Raw genomic sequence first — 17,701 nt, 5'->3', positions numbered from 1 at the left:
GATTTGAGCCGAGTTTAATGCAATCAAGCAGGGTTGACCCAAAACGCAAAAAACGAGTGAAGATATGAGCGTTCGTCTAAAGATATTTCAGCGCGGTTTCGAATTGATACCATCATTCATTCTAGCCGGAATTTTCTTGGTATTCTGGTCGAAGGTGGCGAAAGGTCATTTAGATGCAATAGATAGAACCCTTTTGCTTGCTTTTCGATCGCCGAGAAATTCGGATATACTGATGGGCCCGGACTGGCTGCTCCAATTTGTCCGCAATATCACCTTTTTGGGAGATTCAACCTTCCTGCTTCTGGTCATATTTGCCGTATCATTCTTTCTGATCGCCAAAAAAGCCTATTTCAATGCATTCTTGTTGCCCGCTTTGTCTCTCAGTGGATTTTGGGCAGTATCCTTATTAAAAGATTTTTTCGGCAGGCCGCGACCTGCGATTGTAGAATATCTTTCTGTTCCCAATTCAGCGAGTTTTCCAAGCGGCCATGCCGCGAACTCGACTATCGCCTATATCCTTACCGCACTGGCGCTATTTAAACTCGTGCCAGGCCGATATGCACGTTTTTCCCTGATTTGTGGTGCGCTATTATTGGCTGTCTTGATCGGCACGTCGAGGATTGCCTTGGGCGTCCATTGGCCAAGCGATGTGCTGGGCGGTTGGATTTTTGGGCTCAGTTGGTGCTGTTTGTGGCTATTGAAAAATAGTAGAACAGATGCGCAATACATCTAAAACCACTGCCACGCCAAGCCAACGCGATGAACACTCAATCAATCGCTGACGGGGGACATAATCTATTGCGATTCAACAGGTCCTTTACAAAATTCAGAATATAGGGTAGCCCCCTATGCTATGTCACATACATCGGATGATAAAAAGCTTCTGGCGCGCGTCAGCCGCCTTAAAGGGCAACTAGAAGCCATTGAGCGGGCTTTGGAAAACAAGGCTCCTTGCGGTGAGATACTCAATCTTGTCGCCTCGGTTCGAGGAGCCGTAAATGGGCTTACCGTGGAATTGATTGAGGATCATGTCCGCGAACATGTCTCCAATCCTGAAACGGACACTGACGAGGAACGCGCGCAGGGCGCGACTGATCTGATTCAGGTTATCAGGACATATTTGAAATGATCGCCTCCGAAAGTGCAACGCAAACCGGTCACGAACATGATCACGTATTTCTAGGCCAAAATCACGAGCGCAACGAGCGCCGAACCTGGTTCGTTATTGCCCTGACCAGCGTGATGATGGTTGTCGAGATTGCAGCAGGAACCGTCTACGGTTCGATGGCGCTGGTCGCCGACGGCTGGCATATGTCCACGCATGCCGCTGCGATGCTGATAGCTGCGATCGCCTATCTTTTTGCGCGCCGCAATGCCAAGAACCCCCGCTTCACGTTTGGCACCGGGAAGGTGGGAGATCTTGCCGCATTTGCCAGTGCGATCGTTCTGGCGTTGGTTGCACTACTGATAGGATGGGAAAGTGTCGTCAGACTGGCCAATCCGATCCCGATCAGCTTCCCCCAGGCAATCTTCGTAGCCGTCATTGGCCTAATTGTGAATCTGGTCAGTGCTTGGTTGCTTCGCGACGATCATGATCATCATCACGGGGACAGCCATCATCACGATCATAGCCACGATCACGACCATCATGCTGAACACCATGGCCGGGACCAAAATCTGCGCGCTGCTTATCTCCATGTGCTGGCTGATGCTCTAACATCGGTATTGGCAATAATTGCGCTGATAGCCGGCAGCATCTACGGATGGATATGGCTTGACCCGCTCATGGGTATCGTCGGTTCGCTTGTCATTGCGCGCTGGTCATGGGGTTTGATGCGCGATACCGGCTCAACGATGCTGGATTACAGAAAAGCGGGCGACCCAGTCTCAGCAAAAATCCGCTCGATCATCGAGGAAGCTGGAGACAAAATCTCCGACCTGCATGTCTGGCAACTGGGTCCAGGACACCATGCCGCTATTGTAGCAGTCATTACGGAAAGTGATACAGCCCCCGCTGTTTATCGCGAGAGACTGGCCGAAACCGTGGGGCTTTCTCATATCACCGTGGAAGTGAATCCAGCTTAGACGGCTGGGAAAGCGCATTAAATGGAAAACCTGTTTCTCATTGTAGCTCTTGCTGTGGGCTTGGCGATGGACGCCTTTGCGGTGGCGGTTGCTCAAGGGGCTGCAGGACATAATTCCATGTTTCACGCCACTCGAACGGGAATGGCATTTGGCGTAGCGCAGGGCATCATGCCATTTCTGGGATGGGCCCTTGGAATAGCTTTTGTTTCGGAGATCAGCGCTTATGATCACTGGATTGCTCTCATTCTGCTCAGCGGTTTAGGGTTAAAAATGCTTTGGGAAGCGCTGGGCAGGAACGAAAGAGATGCGGTGTCCAGTCTCTCAGGCTGGGCGCTGGGAACGGCTGCGATAGCAACGAGCATAGACGCCTTTGCTGCCGGCATCATGCTGCCTGCTCTTGGCCTTCCGGTTTTACTGGCCTGTGTTATTATTGGGACAGTTACAGCTTTGCTTTCCAGCTTGGGCGTGATGATCGGCGGAATGGCAAGCTCGCGCATCGGGAGACATGCCGAAGTCGCAGGAGGCGTCATTCTCATTGGCCTGGGAATCAAAATCTTCGTCGAACACTAGCTACCTTGGATAAAGCCAATTGATCTGAGATTATATTTTCAGTGTATCTTGGCTGCGACTGCAAGTTTGATACGCTGAAATTCAGCTTTCAGTATCGAGAACAGATCGCGGGAACGACAACAACTGGACGCATTTCAGACTGGCGGCTTCCAATGTTCGGTTGTGCGAAAGCAGAGGTCATCGGTTTGTTCACTTTAACGACCTCCAACGATTTAATTTCGATCTTCAAAGTTATAGCAGTTTACCTCACAACATCGAGCCAATATCGGAACCAACCGATGGATAGGCGCTCACCATTTTTTTCAGGTCGCTGGTGGTCAAATCAAGCCGCATCGCCAGACTGAAGAAATTGATGATTTCGGCATATTCCGGCCCCAGCAAATGCGCGCCCAATATCTTGTCGGTTTCATCGTCGATGATGACTTTGGTTGCAGCGCAGGTCTCCCCCACCCGAAGATTGGAATACCAGCCGCTTGTATCGTTTGTCGCGATGCGCAGCTTGTAACCGGCCGCTTTTGCTTCTTCTTCCAGCATGCCCACGCGCGCCAGTTCGGGTATCGTAAATACCACTGTGGGAACGCCTTTATAGTCCGGTTTGGCATGATTGCCTTTCAGCATATTTGACGCAGCCACCTTGCCTTCAAACACGGCCACCGGCGTGAGCGGTGCACCTTTGGTGTCCGCCGCATCACCCGCTGCATAAATTGACGGATTGGAGATGCTTTGCAGAAATTCATTCACTTTGACGCCGTGGGCGCTGGAATCGACGCCCGCCTTGTCCAGATCGAGATAGTCGATCGCAGGAACGCGCCCCGCGCCATGCACGATCAGATCAACCGAATATTTTTGCGTGTTGCCGTCGACATCAAGGGTAGCCGAATAGCCGCTACCTTCTTGGGCGATGGAGACGAGACTGGTCTTCTGAACCACCTCGATTCCTGCCTCTTTGCTTCGCTCCAGCAATTTATCGACAAGATCGGGATCAAATCCCTTGAGCGCACGCTCGCCGCGATCAATGATCTGAATGTCGCTGCCCGCGCGCGCCGCGATATGAGCGAACTCGAAGGAGATGAACCCGCCACCGACAAACAAGATCTTTTTCGGGAGGCTCTCCAGTTCCAGAAACTCTGTGCTATCAATGAGATACTGCGCCCCAGGCAAATCAATTTTTCGGGGCTTTGCACCTGTAGCAATCAGCACCTTCTTCGCTTCCAGCAGCGTATTACCGCTAATCTCGATTTTATTTTTGCCGATAAATTTTGCGCTGCCGTGCAACGTGGTGACACCGTTCACATCGAGTCCAGATTCTATTTTTGGCGGCATTTTTTCCGTGAATGTCCGCTTGAACGCCATCAGGTCCGACCAGTTGATAGCCAGGCTGCCGGGCTCTATGCCCTTGCCCTTCATCAAGGAAGCAGCGTCGAATATTTCGGCGCCGCGCCTCAACATCTTTTTGGGGTCGCATCCTCTAAGGGCACATGTGCCGCCATAGGGTAGCTCGTCCACGACTGCGACTGACCAGCCAGCTGACGCACATTTGTTAGCCGCGGTGACGGCCGCCATGCCGACGCCCAGAACAACAAGATCGAATTTTTGTGTTTCCATTTGAATCCCTCAATCTCAGCAACAGGACGCGATTGCGCCAGATGCCTGAGCCTCCTGAATGGGCGGACACGGAACGGTGCCAAAGGAGCAGTAGACACAGCAATCGCCCGCATTGGGTCGCAAAACAATCTTGCACCCCTTGCAGTCATAGAAGAACTGACAGGCATCGGTCGGCATGGTCTCGGTTTCCTGATGCCCGCAATCAGGGCAGGTCAATCTGGATTGAGGCTGCATCAGCGATCCGCTCCATCAGCCACTATGCTGGCTGGATAACCGGCGTTGGTCGATGCAGAAGCAATTGCGGATGCATTTGCCAGTTTGGGATCAAAGGTCACTGTTGCGGTTTTTGCCTGAAAATCGACATCGACAGAAGACACGCCGCTGACCTTGCCCATCGCCTTCTTGACTGTAATCGGACAGGCGGCGCAGGTCATTTTTTCGATATCGAATGTTTCAGTTTTTGGGGCATTCTGAGATGCCGCTTCTGCAACGGCTTGAGCACCGGACGTCGGCAACAATGCCACCGCTCCCAGTCCGCCTGCTCCAAGAGCGACAACGACTGTAAAAATGATGTAAGCAGGTTTCATAATCTTTCTCCTAATAAAAATACGGTGCCCACCAATCGATTGTGATGGATAGAGCGATGAGCAATGTTCCCACCCAGAGAGCGGTTTTCGTGACGATGGTGGATTGTGGTCGGGCACAATATGAGCCTTCTTCACAGGCAGGTTTTGTCCGAAAATAGACATGCCAAAAACCCGCAGCCAGAAACCCGAGGGTCACTGACACAAAATACCACTTATAGGGTTCGAGCGCAGTTAGATTTCCGATCCACGCTCCGCTAACTCCAAGTGTTACAAGGACGAGTGGTGCGATGCAGCAGGACGATGCCAATATAGCCCCGGAGATGCCGCCAACAGCCCACCAACTGCGTTTGTCCGGTGATGGAGCAGGCATTTCTGTCTGGATAGTCCCTGGCAAAATATACTCTTTCATTGCGATTGATCTTCGATGGAGACGACTATACTCTCTGTAGTAACTACAGGAACAAGGACTTTTTATGCAACCATCTGTCAAGCGCGGAAAACTGGCGAAAATCGCCGGATGTAACATCGAAACGATAAGGTATTACGAGAATATCGAGCTGTTACGCGCCGTAGATCGCACGAGCAGTGGTCACCGGGTCTATTCGTCCGATGATCAGGCGCGGTTACGCTTCATTCTGCGCGCACGGGAACTCGGTTTTTCAATTGCAGAGCTGAGAGGCCTGCTCGGCCTGGTCGATTCCAACGAATATACGTGCGGCGAAGTGCTGGCCGTAACCAACAATCACATTACCACTATTCAACAGAAAATATCCGACCTGAAACGTTTGGAGCAAACATTGTCGGACATGGCGCAGAAATGCGATGGCGGAGAAGTCCCGGACTGCGCCATCGTTGATGCAATGTTTCACTGAATATGGCTCGGCCTTAGGCCCGCTATCGGGTTATGGCAGCCCAGACGCTAATGTCTTCAAATGGGCGCGTATCGGACCGACTGCTATTGGGCCGTTGGCGATATGGCGGCTTCCAATGTTCAGTTGAGTGGAAGCAGGCACCGCTTGCTAGTCTACGGTTAGCATCTCCAACCATATAGTTTCAATCTTCGCAACTACAGCAGCTCAACTCTCAATATTGATCCAACATCAGAACTAACAGACGGGCATCAGAAAAAAATGGCTTTATAGATAACTACTCGGACGTTTGTAATGATGTGAGCATTAGCGTTAGTCGGCGGGATTTAGCTCGCCTTCAAATTTTGGGACGGCGCGCGCCGAGGCTTCTGCATCTGTCGTTGCCTTGCCATTTTGATTGATATCGTTGATCAACCATTCCATTTCTTTGATTTCTCTCCGTTGGGCTCTGATAATTCCATCGGCTAGCTCGCGCACTCTTTTATCTTCAATATTGGCGCGCTCACTTGTCAGTATGGCAATGCTATGATGAGGTATCATCGCCTTTTGCCACGCCTGATCGGAAACCGTATCCTGCGATCGGACAAGAAACAAGGAGCCGGCAAATATGAGAACTGCGCCGCCCAATATCATCGCATTCTTGCGCTTATCATCATACATGCCAAGCATAAATAACAACATGATAATCGCCATCGCAGCGCCCATGTAGATTGCCATCCATGTGCGTGTCTCACTAAAATATACGTGGTCGAATGCATAGGTGTTGAGATACATCAGCCCGAACATCGCAAGCGTTGAAGTCAGTATCATGACGATGAAACGTGTGTATTTACCCATGTTTTCCTCTCCCTATTTTTATCAGGCGCAAGTGTTTTTAATACGGCCAGACTACGCGTGAGTAGTGTGAAGGTTCCGGCCCTTACGACTTCGCCGAAACGGCCATCGCTTAATGATGAGTAACAATCCAGAAAGAGCCATAGTCAGGCCGCCCAATGCAAAAATGACGAGCCACCAGCTGTTGAAATTCTCATGGTTTTTCCAGTCCATGATATGCAGACCCCAGAAGAAATCATAAACACGCCAAGTTGTGCTACGCACCGCTGCAATCTCGCCAGTCGATAGCGGAATATAGACAGAAACGTCATCCTCGGTATCAACTCGCCAAGCAGGAAGCGCGCCTCGATATTCTGTGGAGCCGGTCACAACCTTTTCGACGGCCGCAATATTGGGGCGACCGGTTATCCAAGCGCGAGACGTTATTAACCCGGCTTCTTTTGACGTTATTTGGCTACGTTTGATGCCCGTTTTGGCATCGTAAAGGAATGTCTCGCCTCGCCCATTTTCAAGTTCAGCAACAGGCCTGCCTAAGACACTACGGTATCGCAAGGAAACCACGTTCCCCGATATTTCGCGACCCAAATTTTCAGGTGTCACTAGCCCAACAAGGCTATTGAGTTGTTCAGGCTCTCGCGCGACAAGATGTTCGCTGCGGACCGTCTCGATTGGCACAACGCTCATAATAACGCCGCTTGCAAACCAGAGCAGCAACTGTGCACCGATAAAGAGCGCGAGCCATTTATGAATTTTACTCGCCCGTATATGGGTCTTTTGTGTCACGCTATCTCCTCCCAAAAAGGCATCGGTTTTATTGCTGTCTTGCCATGCTATTTCTTGGGCGTGCGGGAAGATGAGTGATATTGAGCAATTTTCCAGCTTTCGTCTCGTTTCACGAGAACCGCAGTGGCAACGCCTTGCCTTTCGATAATCCGGCCATCCTTTAGCACTATCGTATATGTATAGGTTTCCCAGGCGATTGCTGTTTCACCTATGACAGATATATCGATAGTCTCATTGTTGAATGTAAAGCTCTCAAACTCTTTGAGTTCAGGACTGAGATGATGGGCAAGATAATTGCTAAAGCTGCCCTCCGCTTTTCCATTTTCAAATACCAGCGCGTCATCCGTGAATAGGCGGGGCATATTGGTATCATCGAGACTTTCTATGCCGCTTCGATATGCTTCGAGCGTGCTTTCAGGTGTCCCCATCATAGATGCAGATTCTGCGTCTTTATCGTGCGCCACAGCTTGATAAGAAATTGTAGAAAGCGTCAAAATTAGCGCCAAACCAATATATTCCATACTCCCCCCCCCTAAAAATATTAGAACCAGAATCTAATCCCGATAACATAATTGGTGACGCTGGGATCTTCTCCGCCCGCCCGCGCGTATCTGGCGCTTTGCCCAACTTTCCATTCCTGTTCGATGCCGATATAGGGCGCAAACTCGCGGGCAAATTCATATCGTAAGCGTATTCCCAGTTCAGCAGCATCGATCCCCGCGCCAATCCCCAATTCAGGAACATCCTGCGCCGCAAGATTGAGTTCTGCGCGGGGTTGCAGGATCAGTCGCTGCGTTATGCGCTGGTCATATTCAGCCTCGAAGCGCGCAGTCAAATCGCCCCGGTCAGACAAAAATGCTGCCCCATCGATTTCGAACAGGTAAGGCGCAAGACCCTGTATTCCAATAACTGCATAGGTCCGGTCGCGCGGCGCAAAATCCTGCCTCACGCCCGCTTGCAAATCGAAAAATGGTGCAATGGCATGGCTCCATAGCGCCTGCACCTCTGCGCTTTCTATCTTTTCGCCGAAATTGCCTTCGCCTTCGCTCTTGAACCAGAATTTGTCGATATCGCCGCCATAATAGCCCTGACCGTCCCACAAGTAGCCGTTCTTGCCATCTCGCACACGATATTCAGCGCGATCAGCCATCACCCAAAGCGTTTTCATGCCGCCATTTTCCGCCGCCAGCTGCTTCCTGGAGCCGCTCATAGCGTCAGCTCCCCATATCGCATCGGCAGCACGCGCAGGCCCTCTACCAGCTTCGGGAGGAGGTGTTTCGTCAGCCATGGGCGCCGTCATATCGGCCATGTCATTACCTGGCATATCCATAGCTTCATGATCCATCTGGCCATGATCCATTGTCGAATGATCCATATCCGCCATCGCTGGCTGCTCGTCCATTTGACTATGATCCATGCTACCATGGTCCATCACCATTGGCGCTTCGGTGGGGACCGTGTTGGGAGGGCCGGGCTGAATTTTTGCAGGCTTGGCTTTTGGCGCAGCCTTGGCTTGTGGTTTGGCAAGCGCGGGCTTCGGCGCAACAGACGCAGGCTTGGGTTTTAGCGTTGGCTTTGGTTCGGGCTTTGCTTTTGGCGCGGGCATTGTCATCCCTGGCATGCTCATGTCATGGCCTTGATGTTGCGCCATTGCAGGTGCGGATACACCGACCGCGAGAATGATTATCAGCGATTTCATGCGTCCGCTCCCGATTGTGAGGCAACCGTGACAATCTGGAACATCCCTGCGTGCATGTGATAAAGCAAATGACAGTGAAACGCCCAGTCGCCCGGTTCATCGGCGGTCAGGTCAAAACTGGCGCTGCCGCCCGGTTGAACAATCACGGTATGCTTGAGCGGTTGGTTCTTTTGACCATTGACCAGTTCAAAGAAATGTCCGTGCAGATGGATCGGGTGCGCCATCATCGTGTCGTTGACGAGTTTCACCCGAACGCGCTCATTATAGGCGAAGCGGATTGGTTCATCGGAGACGGCTGAGAATTTCTGGCCGTCGAACGACCACATATAGCGTTCCATGCTGCCGGTTAGATGGATTTCCATGTTGCGCGAGGCCTTGCGGTGGTCCGTGCTCGGGATCAGAGCCGCGAGCTGCTTGTAATTGAGGACACGGTGATCGACTTTGTCGAGTCCGATTCCGGGATCGCCCATGCGGTCCGCCGCATTCATTGAAACCATGTCTAGGCCAGGACCGACTTTTACATCGGACGGCAGCATCGACGTGTCGCGCATTTTCATACCGCTCATGTCCACACCGGCCATGCCATCACCGCCGCTCATATCCATCCCGGGCATATCCATCTTGGCCATCTCATCAGCGCTCATCTTGCTGTGATCCATTTGCGAATGGTCCATGCCGCTTGCTGGCGCACCACCCGATGCTCCATGATCCATGCCCGCCATCCCCATGTCAGCCATCGTCAGTATTGGCGGATCGCGCAGGGCCGGGACTTCGGCGCGCATTCCTGCACGGGGAACCAAGGTAGCAACGCCCATGCCCGAGCGGTCCATAGATTCTGCTACGAAGGTGAAGGCCTTGTCCGCGGTTGGCTGGACAACGACGTCATAGGTTTCTGCAACCCCGATCTGTAATTCATCGGTTTCTACTGGCATGACATTTTGGCCATCGGCCTGCACCACCGTCATCGGCAGGCCTGGGATCCGCAGATTAAAGAAGGTCATTGCGCTGCCATTGATAATCCTAAGCCGCACCCTTTCTCCAGGGTTGAAAAGCAGTTCTAGATTATCGGCAGGGCCGTGCCCGTTGATAAGATAAGTATAAGTTGCCGCCGACACATCAAGTATGTCGGTGGGTGACATCCGCATTTTGCCCCACATTCGGCGTTCTTTGCCGCTCAATTTGCGATCATCAGTGGCAGTGGTTTTCTGATAGTCAAAATAGCCATCAGCATGTTTCAGCTTCTTCATGATGACATGTGGGTGCATCGGCGTAAATTCGCTGAGAAGGATGATATATTCGCGATCAAAAGCTACCGGGTCTGACCCTGCAGGATCGACGATGATTGGGCCATAATGCCCCATCTGTTCCTGCAGCCCCGAATGGCTGTGCCACCAATAGGTGCCGCTCTGGCGCACCTTGAAGGGCGCTGTGAAGGTCTCGCCGGGCTTGATACCGGGAAAGGACACGCCCGGAACACCATCAAACTGGAAGGGAAGCAATATGCCGTGCCAGTGAATTGAGCTATCCTCATCGAGGTTGTTGGTAACATTCAGTCGGACATCCTGCCCCTCGCGTAACCTTACCAGCGGCCCCGGCACGGTGCCGTTCACCGCGATTGCATGACCGCTGCGTCCGCCCGTTGAAAATTGACCGCGTCCGATGGCAAGATCAATGCTTGAGCCTGAAACTTCGTCAATGCCCTTACGCACCGAACCTGCCATTGCTCCGCGTGCCCAAGCAGGCATGGAAGAGGAAAATCCGACCGCGCCGCCAGCAAGCAGAGCAGATGAAAGGAAGCGGCGACGGGGAAGAGAAAGCATATGTGATCCTGATTACTAAACCGATATGCTTCTCAATACGGAGGAGACTCCTTCACCCCTCAAATTTTTCAGAAATTTCTCGCAGGCGATTGCGGGCACGGTAAATTCGCGTTTCGACGGCTTTCTCAGATATTCCGAGAATATGCGCCGCCTCGGCTTGGCTATTCTCGCCAAAAGTGACCAGAACAAACGGCTCACGCAATGTCGCTGGCAAGCGAGTGATCTCTTTTTGCATGACTTCAAGCGCCTGACGCGCCTGCAATTCTGCACTTGGGTCAGGTGCATCGTCAGCTACTATCATGCCAGCTTCATTGTCGCTGTGAAATTCAAAAAACTGCCTGATCCGACGTTTACGCAAAAGATCGCGGCATTTATTGACTGTAATCCGGGTGAGCCACGGAGAAATGGGTCGCGACAAATCAAAGCTGGCGAGCTTGAACCAAGCAGCTGCCAGCGCCTCCTGAACGGCATCTTCGGCATCTGAACTGTTGCCCATCATTCTCAGGGCGATATTTTGCAGCCGGGGCGCTTGCTGGTTCATCACACGGTTGAATGCAGTTTTGCTACCTTTTGCAGCCTCTGCGATGAGCGCATTTTCCGGAACTTGCGCGTCAGACTGCGACTTTTGCACTTAATACCCTGCGGTCAGCGAGTTTGATACCCGCTCGTCAAACGCCCTTTGCTGGTCGGGATTTAACAAAGCGCGCATCTTGAAGAGATGTTCGACAGTGACTTTTTGTAACAATCCCATTTGAACATGCACCGCTTCAATCGCGGTAGAAACCTTGGGGCCGTATTGATGTTCTTCTTCGATGGCAGCGGCAAGATCGGCATTGGCCGATCGCAGCGCGAGGTCCAGTGCCTGCCGCCTGATCCCGAAATCACTTTCCAGCTCTGCAAGCTGCTTCTCTTGTGCCTTATCAAGATCAAGCTCTTCGTGAACGAAGCTGTGGACCCCAACATTTTGGTCGTCGCTTTGGCTCCAGTGTTTGGCACCGAGGGAACCGATCCAGCCTGCGCCAAGCGCCAGCAGGACGAGAAGGATAATTTGTATTGGTCCGAATTTCATATGCTCATCACCGTCACTGTGAAACGTGAAGAAGGTTGGCGGGCGAGTAATCCGCACCGCCAATCAAAGGGCTGGTTTGGTTCATCGCCAGCGCAGGCTGATCGGCCGTTCCAAACCCAGCGCCCAGCGCGGTCACGAACATCAGCGCCGCCAGTAGACTTTTCTGGCGCGAAAGCCGGCTGCTATTCATTTCGCCGACACGGAGCCAGACATCATTGTGGAAACCATCATCGCTTGCCAGCGCCTCGGTTGATTGATCGGCCCGCAAGCTTGCAAGCATCGCATCAAGTTTAGTGTCAGATAGCGGCATTGATATTATCCCATTTCGTCGTTTCTGTTCTTTATACGCATGCTGGACAGCTTTGCCCTCGAAATTATTTTTGAGGGGTGGCCATTATCGCTGCGTATTATTGGTTAGCGGTCATCAAGGACACGGCAATGCGCGACCTCAAATTTTTTACAGGAAGGGCTGAGATGCCAATTAAGAAGTTTCGCAAATTTATGATGTGCATTGCAATTGGTCTCAGTTCGCTCAGCGTTCCTGCTCTTGCGCACGGCGATCCGACCGAGATGGGCGCTGGTCCGGGAACTGGCGCAGACCATCATGAAAAAGCTAACGGAGCCGGTGAAGCTGCGCAGAACGCCGATATGCAGGATATGATGGATGATGGCACGATGCCGATGATACCCGATGGATCAGCCCCCGTGGCGCCGGAAGGCAACCACTTAGAAGGTATGGGTGACGGCCATGGAGGCATGATGGATCATAGCGAAGCGGCAGATAATAGTAATAAGAGCTTTGGTGAGCGCCTGTTCATCTGGCTGGGCAAACTTCATACGGTTGTCATCCATTTTCCAATTGCCATGATTGTTGCCGCGTTTGCAGCCGAAGCGTTTGGTGTTGCGCGCGGTAAGCCTGACTGGCGTTCGGCAGCGCGAATTATGCTCGTCATTGGTGCCCTGGGCGCAGTAGCCGCAGCGTTTTTTGGCTGGTTTGCTGGTGGTTTCTATCTTTATGACCGCAACCTGATCCTCACCACGCATCGCTATCTAGGAATGACCGTCGCAATCGGATCGGTGCTGTTGGCATGGGCCGGGCTACGCCGTTTTCACCACAATCGCAGCGAAGAAATACTGTTCGCCGTCTTGCTGGGCCTATTGACGATCGGCGTGCTGATTCAAGCGTTTCTGGGCGGCACATTCATGCATGGCGGCATGAATCATATGAATTTCTAAACACGCCAAGCTCCAAATCGAGCAGATGGCTCGTTATTACCCGAAGGAAAGATAGATGTTCAATCACATCCGCAAACTGAAGAAAAACCCGCTTTTGGCATCGGTGCTCTTTGGCTTGCTCGCTGCCTGCACCAGCGCCGCTCAAGCTGCCCCGCTTGTGATGTTCCGCGACCCGGGCTGCGGCTGCTGCGAAAAATGGGCCGAGCATATTGAAACGAATATGAAACAGGATGTGGAAACACGGAACAGCCTAAATATGAGCGCTGTCAAAGACGCGAACGCAGTGCCGGAAACGTTGCGATCCTGTCATACCATGATTGTTGAGGGATATGTTATCGAAGGGCATGTGCCCGCCGATGCTATTGCCAAATTACTGCGGGAAAAACCTACTGGAGTGAAGGGCCTTGCCGTCGCTGGAATGCCGGTCGGCTCGCCTGGAATGGAATATCAAAACCAAACCCAGCCTTATCAAGTTATAGCGTTTGGCGACAGCGGCCAACGCGTTTTCGCTAGTTACAATTGAAATTTAAACCAAGAAAGGAAATATCATGAAAAAGCTTACACTATTTTTGGGAGCCATGGCTCTGACGTCTGGCGGGGCGGTATTGGCTCATGACCATACGGCACCGAAAGCCGGCGCGCCTGCGATGCAGAAATGCGAAATGATGAAAGACGGTATGAAAATGCCGGGCATGATGATGAAGGGTGCCGATGGCAAAATGTCCTGCCAGATGATGGATCACTCGAAGATGGACCACAGCAAAATGGATCACTCTAAAATGTCAGCCCCGGATGCGAGTGACAAAGCGCAACCAGCTATGGATCCGAAGATGGACCATTCGAAGATGGATCATAGCATGATGGAGCCCAAAAAAGACGCGCCTGAATAAGAGAATAGTCTGGCTCGGAGCTCCGCTTTACGATTCTTCGGGCCAGACTATTTCCCCATCTTGCCGAACAGGTTCACCAATTCCGCAACTTTCTCTTTCTGGTCAGCTTTGCTGCCCGAGGTCAAAGCTTCCTCGACGCAATGATTGGTATGGATTTCCAGAATTTTCATTTTGGTAGAGCGCAGGGCGGCTTCCATCGCGGAGAATTGCTGGAGGATATCGATACAATAGCGATCATCTTCCATCATTTTAGCTATTCCGCGCGCCTGACCCTCGATCTTTCGCATGCGCACGATTTCTTTGGTGAATTTGTCTGTCATGATGCCCTTATGCCAAATTTTGGAGCGTGATCAATCTAAAGAAGCGGCGGCATCAACCTTGACACTTCGCCGCCTTACTACTATACCCCCCTATAGTATATTTTGTTAATGATCAAGAGGAGCTAGAAATGACGCATGTTTCAAACCGCAAACAAATCCTCATATGGGGCTGGACCCTGAGCCTGTTTTTGCTTTTCAGCTACCTCATCTGCATTGGCTTTGGTCTTTTAGCGCCGCAGTCAATGCATATGCATGAGTCTTGGGCGCCGTTGCTGCCCGGATTTGAGTGGCTGACTTTGCAAGGTTTTCTTGCAGGCGCGGTCGGTAGCTTTCTCTATGGATGGTATATTGCATTGTTGGTTATCCCGCTGCGCGCGTGGATAGGCCGCAAGGTTGCAGGTGCTGATCATGTCTGAGAATGATAGTGAGACCGCCAAATCGTGCTGCTGCAAAGACAAAGAGACTGCTGTAGGGACTGTAAAAGACCCCGTATGCGGTATGGATGTTGATCCGAGCAAGAGCGAGCATCATGCGCATCATGCGGCTCGGGATTATCATTTCTGTTCAGCCGGATGCAAAACCAAATTTATCGCCGACCCAGCGCATTACCTCACTGGAAAGCACCGCGAAGTATCAGAAAATGTTCCAGCGGGCACGATCTACACCTGCCCGATGCATCCAGAAATTAGGCAAGAAGGACCGGGTTCCTGTCCGATCTGTGGGATGGCACTTGAACCCGAGACCTTTAGTCTCGATACTGGCCCCGATCCCGAATATCTCGATATGCGCAAGCGCTTCTGGGTCAGTGCGTTGTTTTCCATCCCGCTTTTTATTTACGCGATGGGCGACCTTATTCCGGGCAGGCCGTTTGAAGGTTTATTTGAGCCGGGAGTATCGCAATGGTTGCAGCTTTTGCTGGCATCGCCAGTAGTTCTGTGGGGCGCGTGGCCGTTCTTTGTGCGCGGCGTGAATTCGCTTAAAACCATGAACCTCAATATGTTCACGCTGATTGGTCTAGGCGTGGCAGTTGCCTATGGCTTCAGTCTGGTTGCGACGCTGTTTCCTAGCATTTTCCCGGCAGCATTCCGCGGCCATGATGGGGGCGTGGCTGTCTATTACGAAGCAGCGGCTGTCATCACGACCCTGGTGTTATTGGGGCAAGTGTTGGAACTGAAAGCGCGCGGACAGACATCAAGTGCGTTGCGCGCGTTGCTTGAACTGGCACCGCCAGTTGCGCTGCGCGTTGGCGCGGATGGCTCGGAAGAGGAAATATCTCTCGACCTGGTGCAGAGCGGCGACAGCTTGCGCGTCCGTCCGGGCGATAAAGTTCCCGTTGATGGCACCATTGCCAAGGGGTCCAGCACGATTGATCAATCAATGATTACGGGGGAACCAATACCGGTTGCGAAAGCTGAAGGTGATGTTGTCACCGGCGGCACGGTCAACCAGACTGGCAGCTTTATCATGACCGCCGAACGCGTTGGTAAGGATACGCTTCTCGCCAAGATCGTCCAGATGGTCGCCGAAGCACAGCGCAGCCGTGCTCCTATCCAGAAACTGGCTGATACGGTTGCTGGCCTGTTTGTGCCCGCGGTGGTTCTGATCGCTATTGCCACTTTCATTATATGGTCCATTTGGGGGCCAGAACCGGCGCTGGCCTATGGCTTAGTCAACGCGGTCGCGGTCCTTATCATCGCTTGTCCTTGTGCGCTTGGCCTTGCCACGCCGATGTCGATCATGGTTGGCACCGGCAAGGGCGCGCAAAACGGTATTTTGATCAAAAATGCCGAGGCGCTCGAAACTCTCGAGAAGATTGACACAATCGTGGTCGATAAAACCGGCACGCTCACCGAGGGCAAGCCTAAACTGGTTTCGGTCGAACCGGAAAAGGGTTTTGACAGCGACGAAATGCTTGCGCTTGTGGCCGCAATCGAAATGGCGAGTGAACATCCGCTGGCAGCCGCAATTGTAACCGGCGCAAAGGAAAAGGGGCTTTCGTTTGATGCGGCAACCGATTTTCAGTCGGTGACCGGCGAAGGGGTTGAAGCCAGCGCACGCGGTAAGCGCGTCGCCATCGGCAATGAAAAAATGATGGACCGGCTCGGTGCCGAGAGCGCGGACCTGATTGCCAAGGCGCAGGACGGCCGATCACAAGGGCAAACCGTTATGTTTGTGGCCGTCGATGGCAAACCGGCGGGTCTTATCGGTGTCGCCGATCCGATCAAACCGACCACGGCAGAAGCGATCAAAGCGCTGCACAAAGCCAATATCCGCGTGGTCATGTTAACCGGAGATGCCGAAGCCACCGCGCAAGCCGTTGGCAAGATGATAGGGATCGATGAAATCCACGCCAATGTGTCACCCGAAGACAAACACCGGGTCATCAGCGAGCTTCAAGCGGCGGGTAAAATAGTCGCAATGGCAGGAGACGGCATCAATGACGCTCCCGCTCTCGCCAAGGCCGATGTGGGAATTGCGATGGGCACTGGCACCGATGTGGCGATGGAAAGCGCGGGTATCACGCTGGTCAAGGGTGATTTGGGTGGCATAGCCAAGGCACGCCACCTCAGTCAGCTAACAATGGGTAATATCCGACAGAACTTGTTCTTTGCGTTTATCTATAACGGGCTTGGTGTGCCGGTTGCGGCAGGCATTCTCTATCCGTGGTTCGGCATCTTACTCAGCCCGATGATCGCGGCGGCGGCGATGAGCCTATCGTCTGTTTCGGTAATCGCTAACGCCTTGCGCTTGCGCCGCAAAGCGCTGGCTCAGTAATATTACCTATGAGCGTAGAAGGGATGGCCTGTTATTGTCAGTTGGTAACTGGTTGCAAGATGTCTCCGATTTTCGGGGCGGCTGGTTTTCAATCAGGAGAGCGAAATGAAGTTCGATGCCATTAAGCTTGGTTTAGCCACTGCAATTATCTTCGGAGTTGCGTGGATATTATGCAGTCTTTTTGTCATCTTGGCCCCTGGCGGTATGATGCAAATGAGCGGTCATATGGTCCACTCGAATTTTGAGGGTATGGGCTGGTCATTGCATTGGACAGGCTTTTTTGTCGGGCTTGTCACGTGGAGTGTTTTCTCCGGGCTATTCGTCTGGGCGATTACCGCTACCTATAATCGCTTGCTTGCTTAGCGACGACGGATCGAGGTGCCAATCATGCGAGATGTCGCCTGTAATCCAAACCATAATACATGATCAAACGCGCTGATTGACGAGCAGAAGTTCGAGCGAATAATTCCTCTGACCCCAGTATTTACTGGTGAAAATATAATGTCGCGCCGCCGATTTCGTCCTCCATGAGGGCAACTACACAAAAAGGAAATTATAC

Annotated in this window: 24 protein-coding genes; 11 read left to right on the top strand and 13 right to left on the bottom strand. The window is 52.3% G+C overall.

Annotated elements, in window-relative coordinates:
• Positions 1 to 64: 64 nt before the first annotated feature.
• The 4 genes from CHN51_RS09460 to CHN51_RS09445 all read left to right on the top strand — a co-directional run bounded on the left by CHN51_RS09460 (position 65) and on the right by CHN51_RS09445 (position 2,655).
• Positions 65 to 733, top strand: coding sequence for a phosphatase PAP2 family protein (locus CHN51_RS09460; RefSeq protein ID WP_100093794.1), 669 nt, complete (start codon positions 65 to 67; stop codon positions 731 to 733).
• Between the two features lie 120 nt (positions 734 to 853).
• Positions 854 to 1,129, top strand: coding sequence for a metal/formaldehyde-sensitive transcriptional repressor (locus tag CHN51_RS09455; protein ID WP_100093793.1), 276 nt, complete (start codon positions 854 to 856; stop codon positions 1,127 to 1,129).
• Entirely contained in the window at positions 1,126 to 2,085 is a 960-nt protein-coding gene (gene dmeF, locus CHN51_RS09450) for a CDF family Co(II)/Ni(II) efflux transporter DmeF (protein ID WP_100093792.1), read from the top strand. Before CHN51_RS09455 ends, dmeF begins: the two co-directional genes overlap by 4 nt.
• Before the next feature lie 21 nt (positions 2,086 to 2,106).
• Positions 2,107 to 2,655, top strand: a complete 549-nt coding sequence (locus CHN51_RS09445; RefSeq protein ID WP_100093791.1) for a manganese efflux pump MntP family protein — start codon at positions 2,107 to 2,109, stop codon at positions 2,653 to 2,655.
• A gap of 246 nt (positions 2,656 to 2,901) precedes the next feature.
• Here the strand turns inward: CHN51_RS09445 and CHN51_RS09440 are convergent, their stop codons facing one another.
• The 4 genes from CHN51_RS09440 to CHN51_RS09425 are packed head-to-tail and all read right to left on the bottom strand — an operon-like array spanning position 2,902 to position 5,217.
• Positions 2,902 to 4,260, bottom strand: coding sequence for an NAD(P)/FAD-dependent oxidoreductase (locus CHN51_RS09440; protein WP_100093790.1), 1,359 nt, complete (start codon positions 4,258 to 4,260; stop codon positions 2,902 to 2,904).
• A gap of 15 nt (positions 4,261 to 4,275) precedes the next feature.
• Positions 4,276 to 4,494 (bottom strand): GDCCVxC domain-containing (seleno)protein, encoded by a 219-nt coding sequence (locus CHN51_RS20320; protein ID WP_100093789.1) that lies wholly within the window; start codon positions 4,492 to 4,494, stop codon positions 4,276 to 4,278.
• Positions 4,494 to 4,832 (bottom strand): cation transporter, encoded by a 339-nt coding sequence (locus CHN51_RS09430; RefSeq protein WP_236554171.1) that lies wholly within the window; start codon positions 4,830 to 4,832, stop codon positions 4,494 to 4,496. Before CHN51_RS09430 ends, CHN51_RS20320 begins: the two co-directional genes overlap by 1 nt.
• 25 nt (positions 4,833 to 4,857) lie before the next feature.
• The gene (locus CHN51_RS09425) at positions 4,858 to 5,217 is read right to left on the bottom strand and encodes a mercuric transporter MerT family protein (RefSeq protein WP_100093787.1); all 360 of its coding nucleotides are present in this window, start codon (positions 5,215 to 5,217) and stop codon (positions 4,858 to 4,860) included.
• Between the two features lie 103 nt (positions 5,218 to 5,320).
• On the opposite strand from CHN51_RS09425, the gene CHN51_RS09420 reads away from it, so the two are divergent.
• Complete coding sequence (locus CHN51_RS09420; RefSeq protein ID WP_100093786.1) at positions 5,321 to 5,719, top strand: helix-turn-helix domain-containing protein; 399 nt, start codon at positions 5,321 to 5,323, stop codon at positions 5,717 to 5,719.
• A gap of 309 nt (positions 5,720 to 6,028) precedes the next feature.
• On the opposite strand, the gene CHN51_RS09415 is transcribed toward CHN51_RS09420, so the two are convergent.
• From CHN51_RS09415 to CHN51_RS09380, 8 genes are read right to left on the bottom strand one after another with little or no spacing between them, the layout of a single operon-like run.
• On the bottom strand, positions 6,029 to 6,553 hold the full coding sequence (locus CHN51_RS09415; RefSeq protein WP_100093785.1) for a DUF305 domain-containing protein: 525 nt from the start codon (positions 6,551 to 6,553) through the stop codon (positions 6,029 to 6,031).
• 51 nt (positions 6,554 to 6,604) lie between these two features.
• Positions 6,605 to 7,333 carry a PepSY domain-containing protein gene (locus CHN51_RS09410; protein WP_159645589.1) on the bottom strand — a complete coding sequence of 243 codons (729 nt, stop codon included), beginning with the start codon at positions 7,331 to 7,333 and terminating at the stop codon, positions 6,605 to 6,607.
• A 47-nt stretch (positions 7,334 to 7,380) separates the two neighbouring features.
• Complete coding sequence (locus CHN51_RS09405; RefSeq protein ID WP_100093783.1) at positions 7,381 to 7,854, bottom strand: nuclear transport factor 2 family protein; 474 nt, start codon at positions 7,852 to 7,854, stop codon at positions 7,381 to 7,383.
• A gap of 20 nt (positions 7,855 to 7,874) precedes the next feature.
• Positions 7,875 to 9,032 carry a copper resistance protein B gene (locus CHN51_RS09400; protein WP_100093782.1) on the bottom strand — a complete coding sequence of 386 codons (1,158 nt, stop codon included), beginning with the start codon at positions 9,030 to 9,032 and terminating at the stop codon, positions 7,875 to 7,877.
• Complete coding sequence (locus tag CHN51_RS09395; protein WP_100093781.1) at positions 9,029 to 10,852, bottom strand: copper resistance system multicopper oxidase; 1,824 nt, start codon at positions 10,850 to 10,852, stop codon at positions 9,029 to 9,031. Before CHN51_RS09395 ends, CHN51_RS09400 begins: the two co-directional genes overlap by 4 nt.
• A 52-nt stretch (positions 10,853 to 10,904) precedes the next feature.
• Positions 10,905 to 11,483 carry an RNA polymerase sigma factor gene (locus CHN51_RS09390; RefSeq protein ID WP_236553974.1) on the bottom strand — a complete coding sequence of 193 codons (579 nt, stop codon included), beginning with the start codon at positions 11,481 to 11,483 and terminating at the stop codon, positions 10,905 to 10,907.
• On the bottom strand, positions 11,484 to 11,921 hold the full coding sequence (locus CHN51_RS09385; RefSeq protein WP_100093780.1) for a periplasmic heavy metal sensor: 438 nt from the start codon (positions 11,919 to 11,921) through the stop codon (positions 11,484 to 11,486).
• Positions 11,922 to 11,934: 13 nt separating this feature from the next.
• Positions 11,935 to 12,231, bottom strand: coding sequence for a hypothetical protein (locus CHN51_RS09380; protein WP_100093779.1), 297 nt, complete (start codon positions 12,229 to 12,231; stop codon positions 11,935 to 11,937).
• Positions 12,232 to 12,359: 128 nt separating this feature from the next.
• Between CHN51_RS09380 and CHN51_RS20190 the strand changes: the two genes are divergently transcribed.
• Genes CHN51_RS20190 through CHN51_RS20315 form a run of 3 tightly spaced genes read left to right on the top strand, consistent with a single transcriptional unit; the run spans position 12,360 to position 14,047 of the window.
• Positions 12,360 to 13,157 (top strand): DUF2231 domain-containing protein, encoded by a 798-nt coding sequence (locus tag CHN51_RS20190; protein ID WP_236553976.1) that lies wholly within the window; start codon positions 12,360 to 12,362, stop codon positions 13,155 to 13,157.
• A gap of 55 nt (positions 13,158 to 13,212) precedes the next feature.
• Positions 13,213 to 13,680, top strand: coding sequence for a DUF411 domain-containing protein (locus CHN51_RS09370; protein WP_100093778.1), 468 nt, complete (start codon positions 13,213 to 13,215; stop codon positions 13,678 to 13,680).
• A gap of 25 nt (positions 13,681 to 13,705) precedes the next feature.
• Positions 13,706 to 14,047 carry a hypothetical protein gene (locus CHN51_RS20315; protein WP_201295654.1) on the top strand — a complete coding sequence of 114 codons (342 nt, stop codon included), beginning with the start codon at positions 13,706 to 13,708 and terminating at the stop codon, positions 14,045 to 14,047.
• A gap of 47 nt (positions 14,048 to 14,094) precedes the next feature.
• On the opposite strand, the gene CHN51_RS09360 is transcribed toward CHN51_RS20315, so the two are convergent.
• Complete coding sequence (locus tag CHN51_RS09360) at positions 14,095 to 14,367, bottom strand: metal-sensitive transcriptional regulator (RefSeq protein ID WP_100093777.1); 273 nt, start codon at positions 14,365 to 14,367, stop codon at positions 14,095 to 14,097.
• Between the two features lie 128 nt (positions 14,368 to 14,495).
• On the opposite strand from CHN51_RS09360, the gene CHN51_RS09355 reads away from it, so the two are divergent.
• From CHN51_RS09355 to CHN51_RS09345, 3 genes are all read left to right on the top strand, one after another.
• Entirely contained in the window at positions 14,496 to 14,783 is a 288-nt protein-coding gene (locus CHN51_RS09355) for a hypothetical protein (RefSeq protein WP_100093776.1), read from the top strand.
• On the top strand, positions 14,776 to 17,142 hold the full coding sequence (locus CHN51_RS09350; RefSeq protein ID WP_100095515.1) for a heavy metal translocating P-type ATPase: 2,367 nt from the start codon (positions 14,776 to 14,778) through the stop codon (positions 17,140 to 17,142). The genes CHN51_RS09355 and CHN51_RS09350 overlap by 8 nt, the downstream gene beginning before the upstream one ends.
• A gap of 105 nt (positions 17,143 to 17,247) precedes the next feature.
• Complete coding sequence (locus tag CHN51_RS09345; protein ID WP_100093775.1) at positions 17,248 to 17,505, top strand: DUF5676 family membrane protein; 258 nt, start codon at positions 17,248 to 17,250, stop codon at positions 17,503 to 17,505.
• Positions 17,506 to 17,701 lie beyond the last annotated feature (196 nt).

Source organism: Sphingorhabdus sp. YGSMI21, from assembly GCF_002776575.1.
Taxonomy (GTDB): Bacteria; Pseudomonadota; Alphaproteobacteria; order Sphingomonadales; family Sphingomonadaceae; genus Parasphingorhabdus.
The sequence above is the reverse complement of the archived record's forward strand: the minus strand, read 5'-3'. Positions and strand labels throughout refer to the sequence as shown.